A 22,704-nucleotide genomic window follows, 5' to 3' on the forward strand; every position below is an offset into this window, starting at 1 on the left:
CTGCGTGTGCGGCAGCTAACAATGCGGCATTGTCAGACCATGCCCACGTACTTTTCTAAGCTGCGTGTGCGGCAGCTAACAGCTGCTACCCGTATCAGTCTGATTGTTAATATTTCTAAGCTGCGTGTGCGGCAGCTAACTACTTGTCGTTATGGGCTGAAGAACTGAATAATTTCTAAGCTGCGTGTGCGGCAGCTAACTTTGTGTTATAGTTATTCCAAGTTAATTAATTTTTCTAAGCTGCGTGTGCGGCAGCTAACACACAGATATTAGCGCCGCGCTGACCCAAATATTTCTAAGCTGCGTGTGCGGCAGCTAACGTTTAGTCACTTGGCCGGATGAGTTAGCGTTATTTCTAAGCTGCGTGTGCGGCAGCTAACTATCCATGGGCGGCATGTTTGATTCTATTACTTTTCTAAGCTGCGTGTGCGGCAGCTAACAATGAAAACATACACAATAAACGGTAAAGAGTTTTCTAAGCTGCGTGTGCGGCAGCTAACTCTTTAGAATCATTTAAAGCTTGCTTGATAGTTTTCTAAGCTGCGTGTGCGGCAGCTAACGCGTTTACAATAGCAGTATCATTAAAATTAACTTTCTAAGCTGCGTGTGCGGCAGCTAACTTGTGGTTAGGGTGGGTGACGATTTGGTTTACTTTCTAAGCTGCGTGTGCGGCAGCTAACACAAAGCTTGCCGCCGTACTTCCTCACTTTTCTTTCTAAGCTGCGTGTGCGGCAGCTAACTTTGTGATGATGAACATACTGCATGTGAAGAATTTCTAAGCTGCGTGTGCGGCAGCTAACTTCAATTCACGTTCGGGAGCTTTGGCGCTTACTTTCTAAGCTGCGTGTGCGGCAGCTAACTCTCATTGCATAATGTCTGGAAAATCAATGAATTTCTAAGCTGCGTGTGCGGCAGCTAACTAGACGTTGAAAGGTTCCCTGTTCCGACAGTTTTTCTAAGCTGCGTGTGCGGCAGCTAACCACATTAAGACACTTTACGCGCTCAACCCAAATTTCTAAGCTGCGTGTGCGGCAGCTAACAATAGAATAAACGCAAAAAAATAAGTTACAACATGTAGTTAGATAAAAATTCTAATTTTTACCTTATATTTTTCTACAAATCGTAACCTAATGATTTAATTATATTTTTTAAAGAACAAAAATTAATGGTTAAAACCAAGGAATAGTTGCTGTTTTACTCAATCCAAACGTATCAAAGTCACCATTTACAGGTTCATCGTACAATTCACTCATTTGAATATATCTCCGATGATGTTTTCCTGTCGAAGTACTTTCTAACTCTAGATATGGCAAGGTCGTCATTTGAGAGACAAACATTTTAGCCTTGTATGCTTTGATCTTGTCTTGCGTTATCGAACCTCTTTTTATTAAACGCCTTAAATGCGATTCACTCATATTATGTTGCCAACGAGATACGTTGCAATATTTAACTTTCTGAGGGACTGGTAAAATCTCACCCATTCTGCAATACCCACTTAGTCCACCTAACCAGTTTTTAGATTGAAAATCACTTAACGTTTTATCTGTACCATGTAAGCGGATAACTGTGCCTAAAAGCACCTTATAATCAGGAAAACTAGCACCAATGTTAGTTGCCCTTATATCATGAAGGCCTTTGTGTAGTTTGGAATACACTTTATTTAATAATACGTTTGCACGCATTTCAGCGTCTGGTTGTATGCGAATATCAATATACGAATCCATATGTCCTCCTACACCCTAATATCGGAAACATAAGCCAGACCTTTTTTACCCAAATAAAAACTGGATACGCCTGCATTTTCAATCATTTCCAAAAGCTCTTTGCCTAGCTTTCGATCTATAGAAATATTAATATTCAGCGTTCCTCCTGCTTTTTCCATAAGAGAAGTAACTTCACCAATACCTTTTATTCTTTCTTTACGGATATAAGGGTTACCCCATATTCTCTTCTTTTCACCAGATGTGTAACGGCTCATAAAATCTTTCTTAGTAAAACCATTATTGGAAATGCCGCTTAAACCGCCGGCTTTGGTTTTGGCGGATGATACATCAAAGCTTTTTGACAATCGTTCAAGTTGTAGATACAAAGCTGAACAATAAAAACTAATAAGGGTAACCTCTCCTTTGGTATTGATCCCCTTAAATTTTTCAAACTTACTCATTAGATAATTAAAAGCATCATTTACTCTACTTTCATTTAAAACTGGCTTTAGTTTAAACAGCTCTTCAAGCCGAGCAATTATTATTAAGGGATTATGCTCAATAGTTTTGACCACCTTTCGATCATGCAGAATAAAATCACAAAGCTCATCTATGTCTAGCTGCAAAACGCCCCATAGGTACTGGGAATAATCTGAAGTAAAAATAGGGTCATCTACTTTGATCATACCCGTATAGGAATTTTGATCTTCGCTTCCTGATATATTCCTGACATAGGTCATTTCCCGGTTTACATAGCTCGGCTTATCTTCAAATGTTACTAATGGCTCCAATTGTTTAAAATAATAAGCATCGCTATTCCTTGATTGATAAAGCTTACGTTGATCACCAATCAAACGATTTAAAATACCCATCACCGTATTGTGCTCAACTTTTCTAGGTTTATAGTTGTCGCTATTTTTTAAACCTCTCATGGAAGCAACAAACTTTCGCCCAGCTTTTGGCAGAGGCTCACCATTAGAACCATCAAGAAATGAATTACGCCAGCTAGATTCGTATTTAATCTCAATCTTCATTACATTGGCCCTCTTTATTTTTGATAAAAATAGGTTGCAAATTCTTCTTCTGGTTGTGCTGAAATACTGCTTTCATCACGTTTTATACGCATCATTTTATTGCTGTCGTTGTAGTCTACTAAAACCTCATCTACATACATGTAAGATTTAGCTTGGCGAATAGATAATTCTCCAATAAGTTCTATGGTGTAATCTATTAACGCTTCTATGGCGTCTTGATCTAACAGGATACCCACTTCACCTTCTTCAAAAATAGTGCCGCTGCGAACATAGTTTTCATGGAAAGTGGCTTTTGGATTTAAGTCTGGATTAAGCGACTGAATAAAATCCTGAACCGCTTGGGCAACTTCTTCTCCTTGACCTGCCTTTATCCCCATAGATTCACGGTCAAATTTTTTATCTAAAGAGATAAATTGCAGTTGTTCAATACTGATAGAGCCATAAGAAATATACTTCGTATCACCAAACGTAGTTTTAGAAAAAATGATGAATTGTCTCTTTCTCCAGCTTGACCAAATTGCTCAAAGTTGCCATTACCTAATTGGTCAACGAAGTCTTCAAGTAATAACGGGCTTGTTCTCTTATTTTGGCTATTTGGCACAACGTAGCCACGTACTAAACCTGTAATAGAAGCAAGCATGCTCGTTAAATTATCAGTCTTGCTCTTATTCGCATAGTGAACATCAAATGCTTGGCACCTAAACAAATGATGACGTATACAATTTTGACTGATATACAAGGGCGTCTTTTTAAAATCAATATCGGTTGCCTCTTTACGATATTGGTAGCCCGTTTCTTCTTTTACCTTACCTGATAGATTCGTGTAGCCACGTAATTTTGGTAACGTGTGGTTATCTACCGTTTTACCACTGTCGCCCATTAAAGAAGTCGGGCCATTCCAATTTACAACCCCGTGCCCCAATGCTGTGATTTTAAAATCGACACTTTTAATACCCGTTACTTTTTTCATGTTTAATCCTTTTTATGAGTTAAATGTTTTATTGCAATTGCACCTATGGCTTGTTTTTCACAAACACCATAGTAGATAGCTGAATTATGCCTTGCCGATTCACCACCTACCGCAAGTAAATCATTAGAGGTATAACTTAGATAAATTGGGAATTCTGGATCTTTAGCATCGTTAAGAAGAATAAAGTCTTTATAAGGCTTTGCTCCTCCCATAATGTTGTGATGCTTCTTTACCATGTGAGTAAGCAAGTTACTTGCGCTGTCGCCATACCCTTGAATAAGCTCAGTTGATGCAGTGAGATTATCAATGTTTTCAGTTTCGCTTACAGGCTCGGAATAGGCATATTCTTCAATAAACTTGAGAGCATTTTTGTCGTCTAAATTACATACAGCCATTTGTACAAAACGGCTGTCGCCACGCAAAGAATTACTACCGATTTTAGCGCGCTGTATTTGCTGTTTTTTTCGAGTGATCATGGTTTGAGGTTCACTAACTTTTGCGGTGATCAAGGATGCGCTTTTTTCATCGCTGCAATGGCGTCTTGCTCAATCAACTCAATGGCAGAACTCGATTGATAAAAATTCTTATAAAGTTGATACATTTCAGCGATTGTAAATACTCGATTTCCACCGTCCGATTCCTCCATTAAAAATTGATACCATGCTTTTGCAGACAGTAGTGAATTCGACGAAGATAAAAAACGACTTACAGCACCAGTACCTTTGTTAGCGGCAATATTCTCTGGTATGGCGATGGTGTAATGATTAATATCATCATTTTTACCAAAGCGGTCTAAACGCCCCATTCTTTGTAAGCTATTTTCCGCAGTTGTTATTTCAGACACCATGTAATCACAACTAATATTGAGAGAGGCTTGTACTATTGGCCCACTTCGTAATAGGTCATACATCTGATTTCCATCGCGCTTAAATGCTTCAAACACACGATTAAACAGTCGTTTTTTGTCACTCTTCTTATATTTAGAGTGCAATAAAATAGCATTTTCGTCGTCTAAATTATGAATAAAGCTTTTTTGTGCTGTGGTCGCGGTATTACTTATAACAAAGGTCTTTAAGTTATGTTTTTGATAAAGTGGATTATGTTCGTCTTCGCTGCTCTCATCGTAGTCAACAAAGTCAAGTTGGTAGCTTTTTTCATTAAAGGAAGACATCTCAACAACGTCATAATCCACATCAAGATTAAGTACTTTTTCTAAATAAAAGTAATTTGGCGTTGCTGATACCAAGAGTATATTAGTGCCTCCTTTCAGCTTATTTCTTGACTTAACCAGCTCAGCAAATAGTAAATTAAATGCTGGCATATTGATGTACTCATGGTATTCATCAAACACAATGTGAGCATTGAGGTAATTAAGTAAACGATCTGCTTTAGTGTGGCTAATAATACCACTGAGTAGCTGGTCGATTGTGGTAATGACAATATCCGCGGTTAGCTGTTCTTCTTCTGGCGTTGGGGTATCAAAATCGTTCGTAAATTTATATTCACCGGTGAAAATCTCTACTGTGGCATCTTCTAAATAAGGGTTGTCGGATGCTTTTAATTCAGTAAATATTCCTTGACATATTTGTACTCGTGGACATACCCATATAACTTGCTGTACGTTCCTTAGCGCAGCCCACTCCAGTGCTATTTTGGTTTTTCCACAGCCCGCTGCACCAGCAAGAACTTTAATATACTCACTGTCTTCAGCAAGCTTATTGGCAACGTCTGATTGCTTTTGGCTACGTGAACTATCAGGAAATAAGGCAAGGCAATTTTGAATATGAGATACAAGCGAACTTTCTACAAGAATATTGTTTGCTAACTGCTCTTCTACAAAATCGCCAAGCTTCTGGTTTTCAATATATGATGCCAATTCATTCGCGGATAATGACGAGACCCATCTATCTGCTGTAATCAAGCAAGCACGGACTTCATTGTTGTGTGCATTGAATAATGCTTTATCTGAATAGTCTCTAATATTTTCTGATAGTGGATATTCTTTATACTGTGGTAGTGGGGTATGTTCATAGTTAACCAGTACTTCGCTGTCAAATTCTTGAGTATAAGATTTTTTTAGTAGACTACTTTCTTCACCACGATATGTTTGTTCAAGCTCACAGACTGTATTTAGCATCTCTACAGACTGCTCAGACAGTAACGTTTGGACATTATCCTCTAAGCTGCTTTTTAACTTGTTAAAGATCTTGCCGTAGGTTTCGAAGCCATCTCTTTCTTTGGTTCTAAATGGTTTTGCATGGTGCCAATAAATAGCGTGTTTAATCGTCAATTTAATGGATGAACTTACTGATTTTACATTGTTAGATAGGCACTGGAAAATCAATGAGGATATTTCATTGTGCCTTGGGTGCTTCTCAAAACTGAATTTAGCGTCATCAATGTGCTGGCCGTCTTCTGCTAGGTATGTTTTGTTTTTCGTTTTTATCACCCAGCTCTGAAATGACGGATCTAACTTGCCAATGTCATGTAAACACCCAGCAATAAAAGCTGCTTTAGCGTGATTTTTCTTTTCTGGGTAAAAGTGCAAATACAATTGCTCTGCAACAAAGCCCACTGCAAATAAATGATGATCTAACCGCTGTAAATGCGTATTTGCATAAATCATCCCCTTGATTGGTTTTAATGGCTTTGTATCCATAAATACCTCTTTTCCGGTTGAGTTCACTGGCACTATCCCCTCGCTATTAAATTTATGTCTATTCCCCACCACCCACAAAAACTGGCTTCTTGCTCGTGAACGGATCCAGTGACAACTCACCGCTGTGCTTCTACTGGCAGTTTGGCGGAGCATTTTTTTGACTGTGATTAAGCCGTCTTCTGTAATGACGGTTTGCCATGTGTTGTCGCCAATGCGATTAGCGAAAGCATCAAGCACTCGCCTTGTTTTTTTAAGGGCGTTTTTTTCGCACTGGCTAACAAAAAGTCACCATCATGATGTAACAGCCACTTGTTCGTTATCACTCTGTAACGCGACTTTTTTCACTTGTTCAAACATAAAATCTAGGGCTTTATGGTCGGTGAATTTTTGCAGTATTTGTTGGCGAAATTCTTGCTCTGTGGCGTTTTCTTTTGCGCAGATGAAGGCCCAAGGCAACACGATGGCGTCTTTGATTAAATCGGCAATATCAAATACCAAAGCACCACGGCGAGTTTTGCCATGTATAACGGCAAAACCATGAGGAATACCTAATACCCATAAGGTACAAGCTGCTAAACCATAAGCTAAATAATTACCATGATTTAAAAAATCATTGGCTTTGTCGATATTATGTTTTGATGAACCCCAGTGTTGCCGACTAAAGTCTTGGGTACCCGTATTATTGGCGGCAAACTTATATAACACTTTGGTTAATTGCGCCTCTGTCAGCAGTAACTCAGATGATTTAGTTGCCTCTAGGGTACGAGCTTCAAAACGTTCAAATGCTGAACTTATACTAGGGTCTTGGGTAGCAAAACCTTCTGTTTTTAGATCTCGATCGTTTTTCCAAACTTTACTTAAGTATTCAATACGAGCGTTTTGAAATTGCTTGGCTGCTTGTAAACGTTTTTCGTCTTCAAACCAAAATGACAACCAGCCTTGTATGTATTCGGTTGGGCGGTATTCACTTTGCGGCGTCATCCATTCAACCTCATTTGCCATATATAAAGGCGTACCACCACCGCCAGCAAATCCGACTAAAACCCCAGCTTGAGCTAACATACGCATGGCTGCTTGCGTGACCGAAGTACCATTTCCCAATAACAAAACGGTTGTGTTAGCGATAGGAATATTAAAATACTGATTCTCTTTATTCGCCTCTGTCAAATACAAAACTCGTCCATCTTTTGCATTACTCGACAATATTCTAGGTAGTACATATTGGCTCGCTTAGAGTGCAATATAGTTTTCAAATCTGATGGGGATAAATCGTTCATTGCTAGAAAACTGTCCTTTTTTCTTTAAGTTATGAGTTGAGTGTCAACTCTTTTTGTTTCACTGTAAATACGGTAAATAAAACCAGTAAACTTTGTTTACAGGTATTCTGCCAAGATCTTCTTTAACCACTAAATAACCAGCTTTTATATCACTTTCGTTCACTAGTACCAGTTGTTGGGCTTCGGGAGATTTATCGCGATATTTGAAATTAACTTGCATTTCTTGCAATAAATATTGGGCTAAGGCGGCGCGTGTTTCGATGACTAGCTGCCCATTTTGCATTTGGTAGTCTTGTTCTAATACTGACTTTTGAGCCGAGGATAAGCGTGGATCTGGGGCGAGTATAATATTAACAAAAGTGTTCCAACCTTGGTCTTGCTCACCCTGATGCGTAGCTTTATCGAGTAATTCAAGCTCGCCGCCAAAGCGGCTCAGCACCAGATCTCTAAACTCCCTATGCTTTTCATCAAAGGCGCGTAGATGCCAACGCAAACCTGTTTTGATAAAGATGTGGGGTTGAATAATACGCCCTTCACCATCTGGGTTAGACAAAGACACATAATCAACTTCGATCCTACATTTTTGATTAATCGCATTTACCAAGCCACGCATTACTAGCGGCGCAACTTGGCGGCTAGGTAATTGTAAAGAAGAGTAAGTCAGGCTAGTAGACTCATCTAAGTCCTGAATCGGCAATGTTGATGACTTACTGAGCCACTCTAAATATTGGGCAACATCACCATTAATATATTGATACTGAAAACTTGTTGAGGGTAAAAAGCTTTCGTACTTTTACAGTATTCAAGATTATGGGGACACTGTTCTTGATAAGCCCGAATATAATCACCGGCCTGTTTACGGCTAATGTTAAAATGCTCCATCAAATGTGAGGTATTTACTTTTCCTTGCCAATAAGCGATTAACTCAATTAACTGCCAGTGAAGTTCCTTTCCATCTCTTATCATGCAATAGGTACCTGTTAATTTTTTAATACTATGTAAAAAAATTACCCATCGGTCAAACACCGTTTTCGGAAAATGTATAACTAATTATTACCTATTAACCCATGTTGACAAGCATGGCTTCGGTTTTATTGAGTAAATGCTCCTTCGGGCAATAAATATAATCACAATTCCAGCCTAGTTTAAAAGTTGGTTCTGACTTAATTAATTGACTGGCAGGGTAACAGCATTTGCAAGTAGGACAATATGCCTCAACCACTCCATCGTCTATCTCTTGTTCAACGCATAAGACATTCGTTCCCATTGATTCGACACTTCGTAATACAGTTCAATTGTTTATATCGGCAGGATGACTATCAAATAAAAACGGAACCTATATCCTCAAACCTACGACTTAAAAGATGATTTTTTGGGCAAGAGATTGAGTTTAGACTTTGTAACCGAGGACCTTTTGTATTCTTAGAGCTAGGTTTTACCAAACTTTCAGCTTTATATATTTCATTGCACTCTGCACAGTATGCTTCACCAATTCCGGCTTTCAGTATCTTTATTGCGCAAGCAATCAGGCTGTCGTGCTCTTGTGGCACCTCAGTACAAAAATGTAACTCCTCGTCTCTACAATCTAACCATTTTTCAATGTCCTGAGTCGTTCGACAAAATGTAAATTCGTTACACGTGTCACCTTTTAAATGATGAGAAAATTCACCAGTCCTAAAAATATAAACGCATTGCTTGAATTGTTTTGAAGATTCATTCTCGCCTTTTACAAAAACATATTTTCCGCATGTTGGCAAAGTACTCCAATACAGCTTAATAGCTTCTTTCTGAGCCTTTATTTCTTCTTGCACAGCATCCATTGATTTCTGACGGATTTTTTCTGAAAACGGAAACGGAACCTCAGTGACTAAAGGCTCAATAAAACCTCTATTAATCACCATACTTACCAGGCTAAGGGGCCACAGTAAAATAGTTCCGCCCGCGCGAACGATACTTTCATTAAATGAGACGGGATTTTTAATACGGTGGCGAACCAACAAAAACCCTACAAAAACGTAAATTGCACCATAAAGGCCAATAATAAAATACCACTTTGCTATCTCTAACATCCCTGCCCCCGCTTATATAATTGATACCAAAACCTTCCGCACGATCCAAATCATAGCGCACAAAACAACCACCAAAATTAAGGTTTTAACATTACATTCTAATAATTAAAGTTTCCAATGAAAGGTGATCAAAAACACCATGTAACGCTTGCGCAATAACAGACGCAATTGTGCGCCGTAATCCCCCGCCATACCTTGATATGAGTACCTTAAAAAAATTCAAAAACTAAGAGCCCCAACAAAAAAACCTCAAAAACCGCGCAACGCGCAATAATGACAAACATCAAAACACCTGTATTTCGACCACTTTTGGCAACCTCTTTAATGTAGGTTTTCTCAAACCAATCCTAAAACCATATATGTAAAGCCATAACGCAGGAAACAATTTTCCAGAAATACTCAATCTGTACTGAAGTACTTATCAGATTAACAATAGTCATATCGAAACACAGTTATCCCAACATGGTGTTCTATAGAACGGCATCTCATAGAATAAAGAGTGGTAAATGTTCGGTTCGAACAGACAAAACTTATCAAGACAGAAAGAGGTAAACTGGCATGCCTGTTTACCTCTGTTACACTTTTACCACTTTTACCACTTTTACCACTTTTACCACTTTACCACTTTACTGCTTTACTGCTTTACCTTTTTGCTGCTTTGCATGCAAAAACCCTTTACTTTCAACAACTTGCATTAAATTAAAATATAATATATCTTCCTCATTCATTTTCAATAAAGTTAAAAGTTAAACTATGTCAAATCAATCAAAACGAGCTAAAAATGCGATCAAGAAAGCCCAAAAATCTCGATTAGCAAACAAAACTAAAGAGTCTTTACCATTGCTCCCCGCAGAAAAATGTCTCAATGATAAAAATATTCAAATTGGGTCTCCAGAAGAATTTCTAGATATCATGCAACGAGTCGACGAACTACGAGCGGTACCCAAAGTCGATATTGACTATAATAGTTTAATATCAAATTTCTCTGGAAGCATGGAGGAATGGGATCAACTGGTTTTAAAAACCCATATTAATTTTGGTCTTAGTTTCGAGTATGAAGATCTAGCAAAAGAACTAATCCAGAGAATAATTTTAGAGTTTCCTAACGCTGAATATCAGATTAAAAATAATAATTTATCCATTGCAGAATTAGTTATTAAACTGCGAAAAAGCCACACCAGTATATTTATAGAAATGCTAGCGATTACTGATGAGCAAGATGACGCGTTTTGGAGAGGTGATTTAGATGAATATCTTCCATAATGACCTTTATTAATAATTAAATGAAATAATTAAAAGAAACGTTAAATCACATCACTCTAAGTAAGAATATAAAGTTTGTCGGCTAATACCAAATTCTTTGGCTAGCGCGCTTTTGTTGATACCAACATTAACGCGCTCTTTTAGTAGAATAATATCTTCGGCGGATAGTGATTTAGCTCGTCCCTTATAGACGCCCTTTTTCTTTGCTAACTCAATACCTTCCCTCTGACGCTCTTTAATTAGTGAGCGTTCAAATTCGGCGAAAGCCCCCATCATGGACAAAAGCAAGTTAGACATTGGCGAATCAGCCTCGTTAGTAAAAGTTAGGCCTTCTTTAAAAAAACGAATACTAATGCCTCTGTTGGTTAGATCTTTTACAATTTGGCGTAAATCATCCAAATTACGAGCAAGTCTGTCCATACTATGTACAACAACTTCATCCCCTTCCCTGACAAACAAGAGTAGTTCTTTGAGTTGTGGCCGATTGGTATCTTTGCCAGAAGCTTTATCAACAAAAACTCGATCCAAAACTTCTTGGTCTAATTGCCTTTCTTCATTTTGATCGAATGAACTGACTCGCTTATACCCAATCTTTTGACCTTTCATAACTATTCTCGCCAAACTGTTAACTTAGAATCTAGACTTTACCTTACACATGTAAATAAATCAACAAACAGACTCTATATTGACACTTTTAGTTAAATTCAAAACTGTAAGGTTAAGGTATACCTTACTTTTACACCTCAAAATTCCAATAAGCAAAATTTAAGGTATAGCTTTAAATGAACTACATTTAAATATAAATTTTGGAGCAAAAGCGATGCTTAAGTCCGTTTTGGAAATTTACAACTCTGTATGGTCTACCCCATTATCGAAACTAGCTGCAGATTGGAATATCAACCCAACACTGCTTGGGAAACTGTGCGATGAGTACTCGATACCAAGACCTCCAAATGGGTACTGGGTTAAAATTGGTTTGGGACAAATTTTACCTAAGCCAAGGCTACCAAACACAGTAAAACCGGAAGATGCAATTGACCTCACTCCTCTCCTGAAAAAGAGTGCAGTGCCATCACCCTTTGAATCTTCACCAACAAATAAACTACATGTTCCAAAAGCCTTACATAGCCCACATAAACTGACTAAGGTTGCAAAGGAGCTATATAAAAAATCAAGATTCCCTCATGGCAGATTGATGGAGGGTGCCTTAGCAAGGTGAAACATATAGAATTTCGGTGTCTCCGGCGTGTTTTCAAAGAGCATTAAGAATAATGGATACTCTGGTCAAAGAATTTGAAAGAAGAGGATGGCTTTTTGAAGCAAAACGTTCAGATTATGCTAGACATCCAGAAAATACTATACGGGTTGATCACAACAATCTGACATTTAAGCTTCGAGAAAAACTTAAACAAACTAAGAGAACACTGACTGCTGAAGAAGAGATAGAAAAAGAAAAACAAGGCTATGTTTATCACGAGAAAGTAAATGAACCTACTGGTGAACTCATGCTCATTCTGGAACATCAGGTAAAGTCAGTTAGTAACCCAACTCTTAATGATAATAAAAAGTACTTTATTGAAGATAAACTGGGTTTCTTTTTCGATTGGATCATTGAGGCGTCGGAAGTTGCTAGTGAAAACAAGGTAAAAAGACGTCAAGAAGATGAATTACGCCAAAAACAAAATGGGCTTACAGCGCAATTTAACTCATTGGTAGAAGACCAAGAATCTAAAATAGAGGACCTTTTCAGCAACTTCAATCAATGGCAAAAAGTTGAACAAGGAAGACAGTTTCTAAATGCTGTTGAAACTAAAATGGCTGAACACGGAGCACTAACTCAAAATCAAAATATTTGGTTGAAGTGGGCGAATAGCATAATCACTCTGGCAGATCCAATTGAAAAAATCATCCAAGATACAGACATAGCAATCGTTACTGATGAGATTAGCGACTCTATAAATACTTTAGCCATCAGAAACAAGTTAGGAATTGATGTTGGTAAAAAGCAGTTACAAATATCCAAAGACATATTAGAAAGCGCACTTTTAAAAAGAAGGTAAACACTGGCTCTGAAAATCTAGCTATTTAAAAGCCATCGAAGCCAATGAAACCTAGTGAGGTGATCATAGTTACGTTCCCTCATTAATATGCTCTATCTCAAGAAAACCAACCACTGGCTAATGAGGAAATTAATACTATTCAGTTTTCTTTACTTAGCTCTACTACTCTGTCAGGTATTTAAAATTCAATGTCAATACATCATCAAAGGCATCATCATTCACAATCGGCTGAATGTACGAAGCAGTTACCGTAAACTGATCCGTCACCGTAAAAGTCAAACCGACATCAAATGATGCATAGAATTTTTTCAAATCCTTAATTTCCACCCCTCGGTATCAGATAATCCTCAAATAAATGCTGTACGTTATCAGTATTTGCATAATAGCCAGACAAACCTAAGCTCCCTGCAAATCTTCCTGCCCTTGTTAAACCTGTTTCATCTGATATTGGAAATTCAAATGAAAACTGCGTGGAGGCATACAAAGCTCCCATTTGCTTTGATTTTCCAGAATCCCCTAGATATTCAATTAATTTGACGCCCATCTGGGTATTAATGTAACACCCACCCTGAGATTATTATCAGAAGCACCATTAAAATCGCAAAGCCCATCTCCATTACCTGATTCACTAAACAAAGTTTTGACATCATCTGCAATTTTAAAATTTAACAAGCCACTATCAGCTCCCAGTAGCGAGCTCACACTTGAATCAACATCAACCTGTCCAGCAACTGGCGTTGTGGCCATAATATAAAACGGAATTCGCCCATTTTTACTATAATGAATATTATATCTAATTAAGGTTAATTGAACCTCCGTACCACCATTGAATGCCCCCAAAGAAAACCCTCCAAACCCCTCAGGAATCTCGCTAGACACCTCGGCACAAGGGCTAGCACTACAACTCTCATCTAACCCTAACCCACTTACGTTGCCAGTCCCATCAACAGTTGCAGCTTCATAACGCTTGTACTCTCCATCATCATCTTTAAATATTCGACTTGTGTTTGGGAGTTGCGCCATCGAAACGACAGGTACTAACAAACAAATTAAACCCATATAAACTATTTTCATTTTTTATTTCCCTATTTGTGTATATTTTTTATCATATGTGAGTTTAAGTAAAATATAGCTCCTTTTTTATAAAATGAAATTCACCTTACCTATTATTTATGTATTGACGTCTATTATATATTTTGTGGGAGTGGAAATAAGCAAATGAAGTCTATTGCTCAACTGTTTCCAATTAGTGATTACGTTTGTTCTAAGGCATACAGCACTCTTTTAAGAGTGCTGATATAAGTTTTTTGAATTAACTAAAGATAACAAGCACCGGAAGATTCATTTAGTCCCCAATGTGGTATTGATGTTTCATCTGTGTAGGGAGATTTGAAAACGGTATCTGAAAGATAGTCCATTACTACGTTAACAGGCGTCTCATTTGATACGTGCCAAAGTATTCTAGCTGTCGCGGTAACGACATCATCAACAGAGCTTATATCGCAACCTGAATCAATCGATATAGGCAATGTATCAGATTCACTATGTTTATCGCTATTCTGAGCGTTGTAATTGTAATACTGCTCTATAGCTCCACAATTGACTTTAGAGTCATTTTTACCGTTTGAAGTCGAGCATTCGCCACGCTTAGTGTGACTTTGTGAATATGAATCTTGAACTGCATGAACTATTGCCCCTAGAGCAGCGATTTGATATGTCTTAGTATCGCCAATTGGTTTGCAGTCCTTCGAACCGAGTGGATTTTCACATTTGTGGTGATATATCCACTGAAGTGAAGTTGGTGATGAGCACTGGAAGAAATTATGGTCATAGTCGGCAGGTAAAAAGCCACGGTCAATTCCTCCATACTCGCTCTTATTCCTCATGTTGATGAACGTTTTACAGTAGCCTAGTTTTAATAGTTCACTATTCAAAACTATTTCATAGTTAAAACGAAGCCAGCCAAGGATTTTATTTCTTGTTACATTATAAGGTTCAACAGCATAGGTGTTTTCATCATTAGGCTTTGATGCTTGCGAATGAAAAAATTGTAAGACTCCGAAATGGGAATTACAAAATAGTCCACCTCTAATTGTGTCCGAGAAGTTTTGGTGGCGAAATATACGCTTCCAATTTTTACATTGCATCCAAGTTAAGATTTTTGCTTTCAGGCCATAGTAAGATCCTTGTCTTGTTGGGTCATCAGACCATGATGAGGCATCTCTAAATTCATTTTCATCGATCGGATCAATTGAAACTGAGGGCAATACCAGAGTCTCGTTTCCTTTATAACTTGTTATTAAGTTGTCGACAACTTCGCACTTCGTTCTTGACGATGCCCTACCTAAATCCCCCCATTTCGTTTACACATTTCAGCGCAAGAGAAGTTATTGACTCGTGTCTCGGACCGGATTGATTTCTGAAAAGTGTTTTTTCAATTTGATATTCAAATGCAAAACAATTTCCGATAATCAAACAGCTAAATAGCATTCCAAGTGAGCATGATTTCGTAAAATATAGTGTGATTAGAGTATTTTTAATAACGAGCATAATCAGTCCTTAATTTATCTTGTTAGCCATTAGTTTTTTTGTGGAAGGTTTTTATTTAATCTTTCTAGTTTATTAAGTTAGCAGTTTTTAAAAAATCGGCCATGCACATTCTGATTTGTACTTAAAGTTTGTGCCATGTTCCTACTTTCGTAATTGGTTTTGTGATCGCAATAAATTTCGATCAATCGGACTCTGAATTAACTCGCTAGCTAATTACTTTCTACTTAAATTGACTGTATATTAAATCAAGTTTAATGAATAATGCTGCAGTCAGAAAAACTTAAATAGCCGCAAATAAAGCAATTTTATTAATATGCTGGTTCTATTTAGGTTTTTAACTAAAAGATACAGTACACAAAATTAAAAAAATTCATCATGCCACTTTTCCAATTCTTTACGGACGATATTAAATACGCTGGTGTGTATATAAGTCTGATCTAGAACGGTCATTTTATGATTCAAAATCCTCTCGACAATGTAATAGTCGACGCCCATATCCCGAAGATAAGAAGAGCCATATTTTCTCAAGTCATGCAGGCTAAATTGCTTTTGAGACAGTACTGCTACTTTTTTAGCAGCTTGAGATTCTGAAATTGATTTATAACCTCTCAATTGAGGAAATAGAAACTTTGAACGTGTTTTATATCGCTGCCACACTCTGTACTGTTTTAATGAATTAAGCATAATTGGTGTAATAGGATGAAATATCCCCTGCCCCGTTTTCGTATTTTCAGCAGGAATATGCCACAGCATTTTATTGAAATTGAAGTGTTCCCATCTAGCTAATGTTGTTTCCTGATTTCTAGTCAGGTAGCCAAGGCATAAAAGGCACATCATTTTCATCATAGGATCGAATGAACTAATTTTATGAACCAGTTTTTTAAGATCTGTAGACTGAATTTTACATGTTTTAGGTTTCACTTTACTGGCTGTCAGATCACCAAAACTAACATTAAATAAGGGATTAGGTTCAGCATACCCCAATTTACTGGCTTGGTTGAAGGCTGCTTTCAAACATTGAAAACTACTTTTCAACGTGGATATTTTATATTTTGAGTGATTTGGTATAAGCCACTTTTCAGCCAGAAAAACTTGATTCAAATCACTCAATTTCTGATTCTGCATAGACGGAAGGAGAATGTTGTTAATCTGATGTGCAATGTTACTTTTTGTTTTAATTGCAGTCCCAGCAGTCTCTAATCGAAAGTTTAAGTACCAAATCAATAGTTCACCACAGTATTCAAACGTATTCTTCTTAGTGGCTAAATTTTTGCTTTTCTGAATTGCCGAGTACTGGTTTAACGCTTCCATTCTAGCGGCATTAATATTGAGCAATGGATAACGACCAAGTATGCGACTTGTCGTTTTGCCCTTGTTAACAAAACTAATATGAAAACTTCCAACTACCCCACCTGATATTTCGATATTTTTGCAGTATCGGAAAAATAAGTAAGGTAGTTGTTTATCTTTCAATGTGACTTGTAAGTGTTTGTACTTATTAATACAAGCCTGACTGATATTTACGCGCCTTGTTTTCATTTCGATGACTGCGTTATCTCTACTGTTCGCAACTCACTAGCGAATTTTGTATTTAGAAACTCATCGGTAATAAATGGTAGTCTTTTATTACTTTTAGAACGACCGTCCCGTGATAACAATTCAACAGTATTTTGATCACCAAGGATATTTGCAGTTTCCTTTATCGTTCGACCATATTGATGTTTCAAATGGCCTAACGTTTTCTTAAGGCTACATACATATTCCAAACTTTCTCGATAAATCACAGAATGGTATTCAAATTTTCCAACTAAACGTTTATAAGCTTTTGGAAATGCATTAAAAAAATAACTTTCTAAGTTTGATAACACTTCTTTAGGAATTAAGTCCCTGCTATTTGACCTAAAACGAATCTCATGTCGAACCCAATTGGGATGTGATACACAACTTAGTTTTATTCCTTTTTCGTATATACAAGCTAGTTTATAAGCTGATTTTCCGCCTATGTACCTATGGTTCTACCTTTTTTTGGTTGACCTACATTTTCTTTGAGTGGTCTTCTTCCTGAATAACTATTAAAACCACCTCGACAATAAATTTTATCGACAAGTTGAATTGGAAAACTTCCTCTTAAATCATCGTACGCTAAATCTAAACGCTTTATAAATACTGCAGATTGATTAACGAAAACATTTAACCAATAGCAATTATCCTGTTTCGCTAACAACGCACAACCACTCCCAGAAAACTCTATTAATACACGTTCATGCAGGTGACTATATTTAATGCTGCCACACACCAAATTCTGATTATTTGTCAAACAAAGTTGATATGCTAAATCATAACTAGGTGGAACCTTAGCCAAACGGTTAGATATGGATAAACCAAACTTCTTAAGTTGATAATTAAACCAATTAAAATAAGTTGGGCAGTCATTAATTCCATCGATAGACAAGGTTATATAATCAATAAATACTGCTGACTTTTGGGGAATTACTATTCCATTATTGATTAATGATTTTTGAGTGTTAACACCTTTAATATTAAGCATCTGAACCTCCAAACTTTAAATAACGTGATCTGGTTATGATCAATGAAGATCTTTTAAGATTAATGGAGCGTAATTTCATTTACTTTCCCCCTGTTTTTAAGTGGGTATGCAAATGTTCTTGTTGTTGAAGGAAACTCTCAATAACGGAACGCTTGTAACGAACACACCGACCAACTTTAATGTATGGAATTTGACAAGCGCCATTACTTCGCCAAACAGCTAAGGTACCGCTAGAAACGCCTAATATCTCGGCAACTTGTAAAGGAGTAAGAAGATTATCTGCTAATGTTTTATCGTTCATGATGTTCACTCAAGGTTGTTTAAAATTGAGTGAGGATTAAACCGAAATATATGATGTTAAACGATGGGGTTAATACCCCGTCAATAGGATTTATTGGGGGGTATTAATTCTGCAACCTACATTGCGACTGACTTTATATCTATCTCTCAAATAGTTTGATAGATTTCTGGGAATTTATCTCCAACATGTATACTAACAACATCCAGTATTCTTTTTTTATCTCCCACGCCAAATTTAGGATAATACCCCAGCATAGTATTCAACTTATCTTTAAAAGATCTGCTCTCATAAATTTCACCTATTTTCTTGCGGCGATCACGAGGCGCGTGATGAATATTTGTTGCTATTGCAGACTTACACAGCTCTCTAATAACAACGCCACTTAAAGGCTCAGTATTCGTATCTAAATATCGATAATTTACGACTACGTTTTCTATTAAGTCAGTATCAATTTTCAAATTATATCTACCCGAAGTTACATTTATTGAAATACCTACCGGCAAACTAGCTAACTGTTCATTGTTATGTGTTTCGGGTTTAATTTCAGCCTCCGAAAACATCTCTTTCATGTACTCGTTCAGCTTTTCTTTAACTTTATTAACCCCAATTGCCAATTCATATCTACTTTCATCCGGGTTTTTGGCCTTGTTGCTTTTTTCCAGAATCGAATTGACACTTTGAAATAAACTGTTCAAAAACTCTACCATCTCAAAAATACAATCTGACTCAAATACCTCAACTTTTTCTTGTAACTTTGCTTCGAGTACCTGTACTTTTAGTTTCAATTTGGCAATTTCATTATGTATTTCAATATCGGTATTCATTTAGATTCCAACTAGATTTAAATTCTCAAACTAGATAACACAGCTGAGAAACTTCAGTGACTTTTGAAAATAAATTGAACGTAAAATAAATATTAAAAACATTCAATTTAAGGGCGAATAAAGCTTAATATGAGGTATTATACCTTTGTGATACACCACCGTCGCCAAGCCACAAAAAAACCATAAAAATCAAAATTTTACGATAAATACCATAACCACTCAGCATTGATACACATATGATACACGAGATTTTAATTTTATATTTTACCCTTTAAATTCAATTGGATACGAACATTATCGTCGAACTGGTGGGGACGCCATCTTGCAATATTGCATGCACATACTTAATATCTCATTTTGCAACGGCGAATAAAGTTGATGACTGACACCGATAAAAACGCCAAGCCCCATTCGCAATCGATGCCCTACTACACCCAAGCGTGTCACATACTAGAACAAACGCCATTGCCCGACGACGCCCCTGTACAATTTGCAACACTTGCCAAACAAGCGACAGGCATGGAAAGAAGATTCATTGATTGTGCAGCGGAAGGTTTACATGCCGCCGCAACGACCAGACAAATAGAAATGTGGGCAGGCAAAGATAAATAGCCTAGCTCAGAATTACCCAGCATCAGCCAGAAAATCCCAACCGTAAATTCCATCATTCGTTCATTCTGCCATTTTTTTCACCCCGTAACTCTGTCATTTTTTTACCCCGTCATTCCTGCATGCCGTTAGCAGGAATCCAAAAACAACATCGTCATTCCTGCATGCCGTTAGCAGGAATCCAAAATGCCGAATAAGTGACAGTAGAGACCAAAGCCAAAACAAAACCGATTCCGGCTCAAAACACTACTGGAATGACGAAGGTGAGTAACGTCATTCCTGCCCCCAACCCCGTCATTCCTGCATGCTGTTAGCAGGAATCCAAAATGCCGAATAAGTGACAGTAGAGACCAAAGCCAAAACAAAACCGATTCCGGCTCAAAACACTACTGGAATGACGAAGGTGAGTAACGTCATTCCTGCCCCCAACCCCGTCATTCCTGCATGCCGTTAGCAGGAATCCAAAATGCCGAATAAGTGACAGTAGAGACCAAAGCCAAAACAAAACCGATTCCGGCTCAAAACACTACTGGAATGACGAAGGTGAGTAACGTCATTCCTGCCCCCAACACCGTCATTCCTGCATGCCGTTAGCAGGAATCCAAAATGCCGAATAAGTGACAGTAGTGCCCAAAGCCAAAACAAAACCGATTCCGGCTCATACGTCATTCCTGCATGCCGTTAGCAGGAATCCAAAATGCCGAATAAGTGACAGTAGTGAACAAAGCCAAAACAAAACCGATTCCGGCTCAAAACACTACCGGAATGACGAAGGTGAGTAACGTCATTCCTGCCCTCAACCCCGTCACTCCTGCTTGCCGTTAGCAGGAATCCAAAAAACAACCCCGTCATTCCTGCATGCTGTTAGCAGGAATCCACACGGCCGAATAAGTGACAGTAGTGCCCAAAGCCAAAACAAAACCGATTCCGGCTCAAAACACTACCGGAATGACGAAGGTGAGTAACGTCATTCCTGCCCTCAACCCCGTCATTCCTGCATGCTGTTAGCAGGAATCCAAAATGCCGAATTAGTAACTGCAGTGCCCAAAGCCAAAAACCAATCCGATTCCGGCTCAAAACACTACCGGAATGACGAAGGTGAGTAACGTCATTCCTGCATGCTTTTAGCAGGAATCCACAGTGCCGAATTAGTGACTGCAGTGCCCAAAGCCAAAAACCAATCCGATTCCGGCTCAAAACACTACCGGAATGACGAAGGTGAGTAACGTCATTCCTGCCCCCAACCCCGTCATTCCTGCATGCCGTTAGCAGGAATCCAAAAACAACCCCGTCATTCCTGCATGCTGTTAGCAGGAATCAAAAAACAACCCCGTCATTCCTGCATGCCGTTAGCAGGAATCAAAAAACAACCCCGTCATTCCTGCATGCCGTTAACAGGAATCCAAAATGCCGAATAAGTGACTGCAGTGCCCAAAGCCAAAAACCAATCCGATTCCGGCTCAAAACACTACCGGAATGACGAAGGTGAGTAACGTCATTCCTGCCCCCAACACCGTCATTCCTGCATGCCGTTAGCAGGAATCCATTGCAAACAGTGACAATATTCAAACTGCGTGTGCGGGAATAATCAGATTCTTTAGGCGCATGCGCCGCCTGATTAGTCATTGAGCCATGGATGGCGAGATTGGGTGCCGATCATCAGGGGTTAAATCGAGGCTTTCTGGAGCATTGCTCCAGCGGTTTAACAGCTTGGCATGGATGCCAAGGTTGGGTGCCGATCATCAGGGATGTGTGATTGACTACATCAAAAGTATCACCACTTTTCTAAGCAGAAGGGTAGATCAAACCTTTGGTAACGAGCAGAGCATTTATAAATCACGGTTCAGCCCCGTGAGTACGGGGAACACGCGCAAGCAGCACAGACCCCGAGGACGATACGCGGTTCAGCCCCGTGAGTACGGGGAACACTTCAGGAGATCCAGATTTAAAGCCAAAAATATCGGTTCAGCCCCGTGATTACGGGGAACACGCAGACAGCGAAGAATAAAAGACAAAATCCAGCCGGTTCAGCCCCTGCGTGAGGGGCGACCGTACAAAGTGGGTGCAGGGTCGTGACGTATCACTGTTTCAATCCACGCCCCTGCGTGAGGGGCGACTTCGATATTATATTTTTAGACCCAGCGAGGTTGTGTTTCAATCCACGCCCCTGCGTGAGGGGCGACACAGTTAAATTAAACGTTAGTGTCTCTGTCGCTGTTTCAATCCACGCCCCTGCGTGAGGGGCGACGTTAGATAGTTTGCTGGCGATGCCTCCCGATAAAGTTTCAATCCACGCCCCTGCGTGAGGGGCGACTCTACCCGAAACAGCTCAGTTAAACTCGTCACTGAGTTTCAATCCACGCCCCTGCGTGAGGGGCGACACCATGGCTGATGAGATGGGTGTGAGTGTTCAAGTTTCAATCCACGCCCCTGCGTGAGGGGCGACTCTACTTGTGAGTGCATTTCTGTTTGACCCGTATCGTTTCAATCCACGCCCCTGCGTGAGGGGCGACATATAGGGGTTACACCGTTAAACTGTATTACGTTGTTTCAATCCACGCCCCTGCGTGAGGGGCGACTGGGTGAATGCAGTAGCTAAATAGATTTTCTTTGTTTCAATCCACGCCCCTGCGTGAGGGGCGACTTAACTGCAGAATTATTCTTTTTTGCTCTGTTGTGTTTCAATCCACGCCCCTGCGTGAGGGGCGACGACCCTAACTACCTCATCGTACAACGCTGTTGTGTTTCAATCCACGCCCCTGCGTGAGGGGCGACCCACCAAGTTGCGTTGTTTTAAGGATTTAACATGTTTCAATCCACGCCCCTGCGTGAGGGGC

The 22,704-nt window shown here is 38.8% G+C and carries 17 protein-coding genes, 3 pseudogenes and 2 CRISPR repeat arrays (2 of these 22 running past the window's edge); of the genes and pseudogenes, 3 read left to right on the top strand and 17 right to left on the bottom strand.

The genetic code is table 11. The features are described from left to right. A CRISPR array of direct repeats spans positions 1-1,040; the repeat unit is 28 nt; unit sequence TTTCTAAGCTGCGTGTGCGGCAGCTAAC; it begins 1,628 nt to the left of the window's first position. 129 nt (positions 1,041-1,169) lie between these two features. The 9 genes and pseudogenes from cas6f to RS130_RS19585 all read right to left on the bottom strand — a co-directional run bounded on the left by cas6f (position 1,170) and on the right by RS130_RS19585 (position 9,712). Continuing rightward, positions 1,170-1,724 carry a type I-F CRISPR-associated endoribonuclease Cas6/Csy4 gene (gene cas6f / locus RS130_RS19540; RefSeq protein WP_316027307.1) on the bottom strand — a complete coding sequence of 185 codons (555 nt, stop codon included), beginning with the start codon at positions 1,722-1,724 and terminating at the stop codon, positions 1,170-1,172. 8 nt (positions 1,725-1,732) lie between these two features. After that, entirely contained in the window at positions 1,733-2,737 is a 1,005-nt protein-coding gene (gene cas5fv, locus RS130_RS19545) for a type I-Fv CRISPR-associated protein Cas5fv (RefSeq protein WP_316027308.1), read from the bottom strand. A 14-nt stretch (positions 2,738-2,751) separates the two neighbouring features. Beyond that, a pseudogene (cas7fv, locus tag RS130_RS23960) lies at positions 2,752-3,707 on the bottom strand (type I-Fv CRISPR-associated protein Cas7fv). A 2-nt stretch (positions 3,708-3,709) separates the two neighbouring features. Further along, the gene (locus RS130_RS19560) at positions 3,710-4,216 is read right to left on the bottom strand and encodes a hypothetical protein (protein WP_316027310.1); all 507 of its coding nucleotides are present in this window, start codon (positions 4,214-4,216) and stop codon (positions 3,710-3,712) included. Beyond that, positions 4,213-6,661, bottom strand: a pseudogene (locus tag RS130_RS19565) (CRISPR-associated endonuclease Cas3''). Before RS130_RS19565 ends, RS130_RS19560 begins: the two are co-directional and overlap by 4 nt. Further along, positions 6,658-7,643 (bottom strand): annotated as a pseudogene (cas1f, locus tag RS130_RS19570) (type I-F CRISPR-associated endonuclease Cas1f). The pseudogenes RS130_RS19565 and cas1f overlap by 4 nt, the downstream one beginning before the upstream one ends. Positions 7,644-7,701: 58 nt before the next feature. After that, positions 7,702-8,340 (bottom strand): BrxR family transcriptional regulator, encoded by a 639-nt coding sequence (locus RS130_RS19575; RefSeq protein WP_316027312.1) that lies wholly within the window; start codon positions 8,338-8,340, stop codon positions 7,702-7,704. A 23-nt stretch (positions 8,341-8,363) separates the two neighbouring features. Further along, positions 8,364-8,609, bottom strand: coding sequence for a helix-turn-helix domain-containing protein (locus RS130_RS19580; RefSeq protein WP_316027313.1), 246 nt, complete (start codon positions 8,607-8,609; stop codon positions 8,364-8,366). 353 nt (positions 8,610-8,962) lie between these two features. Continuing rightward, positions 8,963-9,712 carry a hypothetical protein gene (locus RS130_RS19585; RefSeq protein WP_316027314.1) on the bottom strand — a complete coding sequence of 250 codons (750 nt, stop codon included), beginning with the start codon at positions 9,710-9,712 and terminating at the stop codon, positions 8,963-8,965. A gap of 753 nt (positions 9,713-10,465) precedes the next feature. On the opposite strand from RS130_RS19585, the gene RS130_RS19590 reads away from it, so the two are divergent. Continuing rightward, positions 10,466-10,975: a hypothetical protein gene (locus RS130_RS19590; RefSeq protein ID WP_316027315.1), complete on the top strand. Its 510-nt coding sequence runs from the start codon at positions 10,466-10,468 to the stop codon at positions 10,973-10,975. Between the two features lie 51 nt (positions 10,976-11,026). Here RS130_RS19590 and RS130_RS19595 read toward each other — a convergent pair whose 3' ends face one another. After that, positions 11,027-11,581, bottom strand: a complete 555-nt coding sequence (locus RS130_RS19595; protein WP_316027316.1) for a recombinase family protein — start codon at positions 11,579-11,581, stop codon at positions 11,027-11,029. Between the two features lie 665 nt (positions 11,582-12,246). On the opposite strand from RS130_RS19595, the gene RS130_RS19600 reads away from it, so the two are divergent. Then, the gene (locus RS130_RS19600) at positions 12,247-13,035 is read left to right on the top strand and encodes a hypothetical protein (RefSeq protein WP_316027317.1); all 789 of its coding nucleotides are present in this window, start codon (positions 12,247-12,249) and stop codon (positions 13,033-13,035) included. A gap of 162 nt (positions 13,036-13,197) precedes the next feature. Here RS130_RS19600 and RS130_RS19605 read toward each other — a convergent pair whose 3' ends face one another. From RS130_RS19605 to RS130_RS19635, 7 genes are all read right to left on the bottom strand, one after another. Beyond that, positions 13,198-13,347, bottom strand: a complete 150-nt coding sequence (locus RS130_RS19605; protein ID WP_316027318.1) for a hypothetical protein — start codon at positions 13,345-13,347, stop codon at positions 13,198-13,200. 216 nt (positions 13,348-13,563) lie between these two features. Next, positions 13,564-14,109, bottom strand: coding sequence for a hypothetical protein (locus RS130_RS19610; protein WP_316027319.1), 546 nt, complete (start codon positions 14,107-14,109; stop codon positions 13,564-13,566). 242 nt (positions 14,110-14,351) lie between these two features. Further along, positions 14,352-15,302, bottom strand: coding sequence for a hypothetical protein (locus tag RS130_RS19615; RefSeq protein WP_316027320.1), 951 nt, complete (start codon positions 15,300-15,302; stop codon positions 14,352-14,354). Positions 15,303-15,945: 643 nt separating this feature from the next. Further along, entirely contained in the window at positions 15,946-17,058 is a 1,113-nt protein-coding gene (locus tag RS130_RS19620) for a tyrosine-type recombinase/integrase (protein WP_316027321.1), read from the bottom strand. Positions 17,059-17,584: 526 nt separating this feature from the next. Further along, a complete protein-coding gene (locus RS130_RS19625; RefSeq protein WP_316027322.1) occupies positions 17,585-18,133 on the bottom strand; it encodes a hypothetical protein in 549 nt (182 codons plus the stop codon). Positions 18,134-18,212: 79 nt separating this feature from the next. After that, the gene (locus RS130_RS19630; RefSeq protein ID WP_316027323.1) at positions 18,213-18,434 is read right to left on the bottom strand and encodes a helix-turn-helix domain-containing protein; all 222 of its coding nucleotides are present in this window, start codon (positions 18,432-18,434) and stop codon (positions 18,213-18,215) included. 146 nt (positions 18,435-18,580) lie between these two features. Further along, positions 18,581-19,258: a hypothetical protein gene (locus tag RS130_RS19635; protein ID WP_316027324.1), complete on the bottom strand. Its 678-nt coding sequence runs from the start codon at positions 19,256-19,258 to the stop codon at positions 18,581-18,583. 378 nt (positions 19,259-19,636) lie between these two features. On the opposite strand from RS130_RS19635, the gene RS130_RS19640 reads away from it, so the two are divergent. Beyond that, entirely contained in the window at positions 19,637-19,870 is a 234-nt protein-coding gene (locus RS130_RS19640) for a hypothetical protein (RefSeq protein ID WP_316027325.1), read from the top strand. Between the two features lie 2,082 nt (positions 19,871-21,952). Further along, a CRISPR array of direct repeats spans positions 21,953-22,704; the repeat unit is 32 nt; unit sequence GTTTCAATCCACGCCCCTGCGTGAGGGGCGAC (it continues 3,687 nt past the right edge of the window).

The sequence above is a fragment of the Paraglaciecola aquimarina genome (assembly GCF_032464635.1).
GTDB lineage: Bacteria > Pseudomonadota > Gammaproteobacteria > Enterobacterales > Alteromonadaceae > Paraglaciecola > Paraglaciecola aquimarina.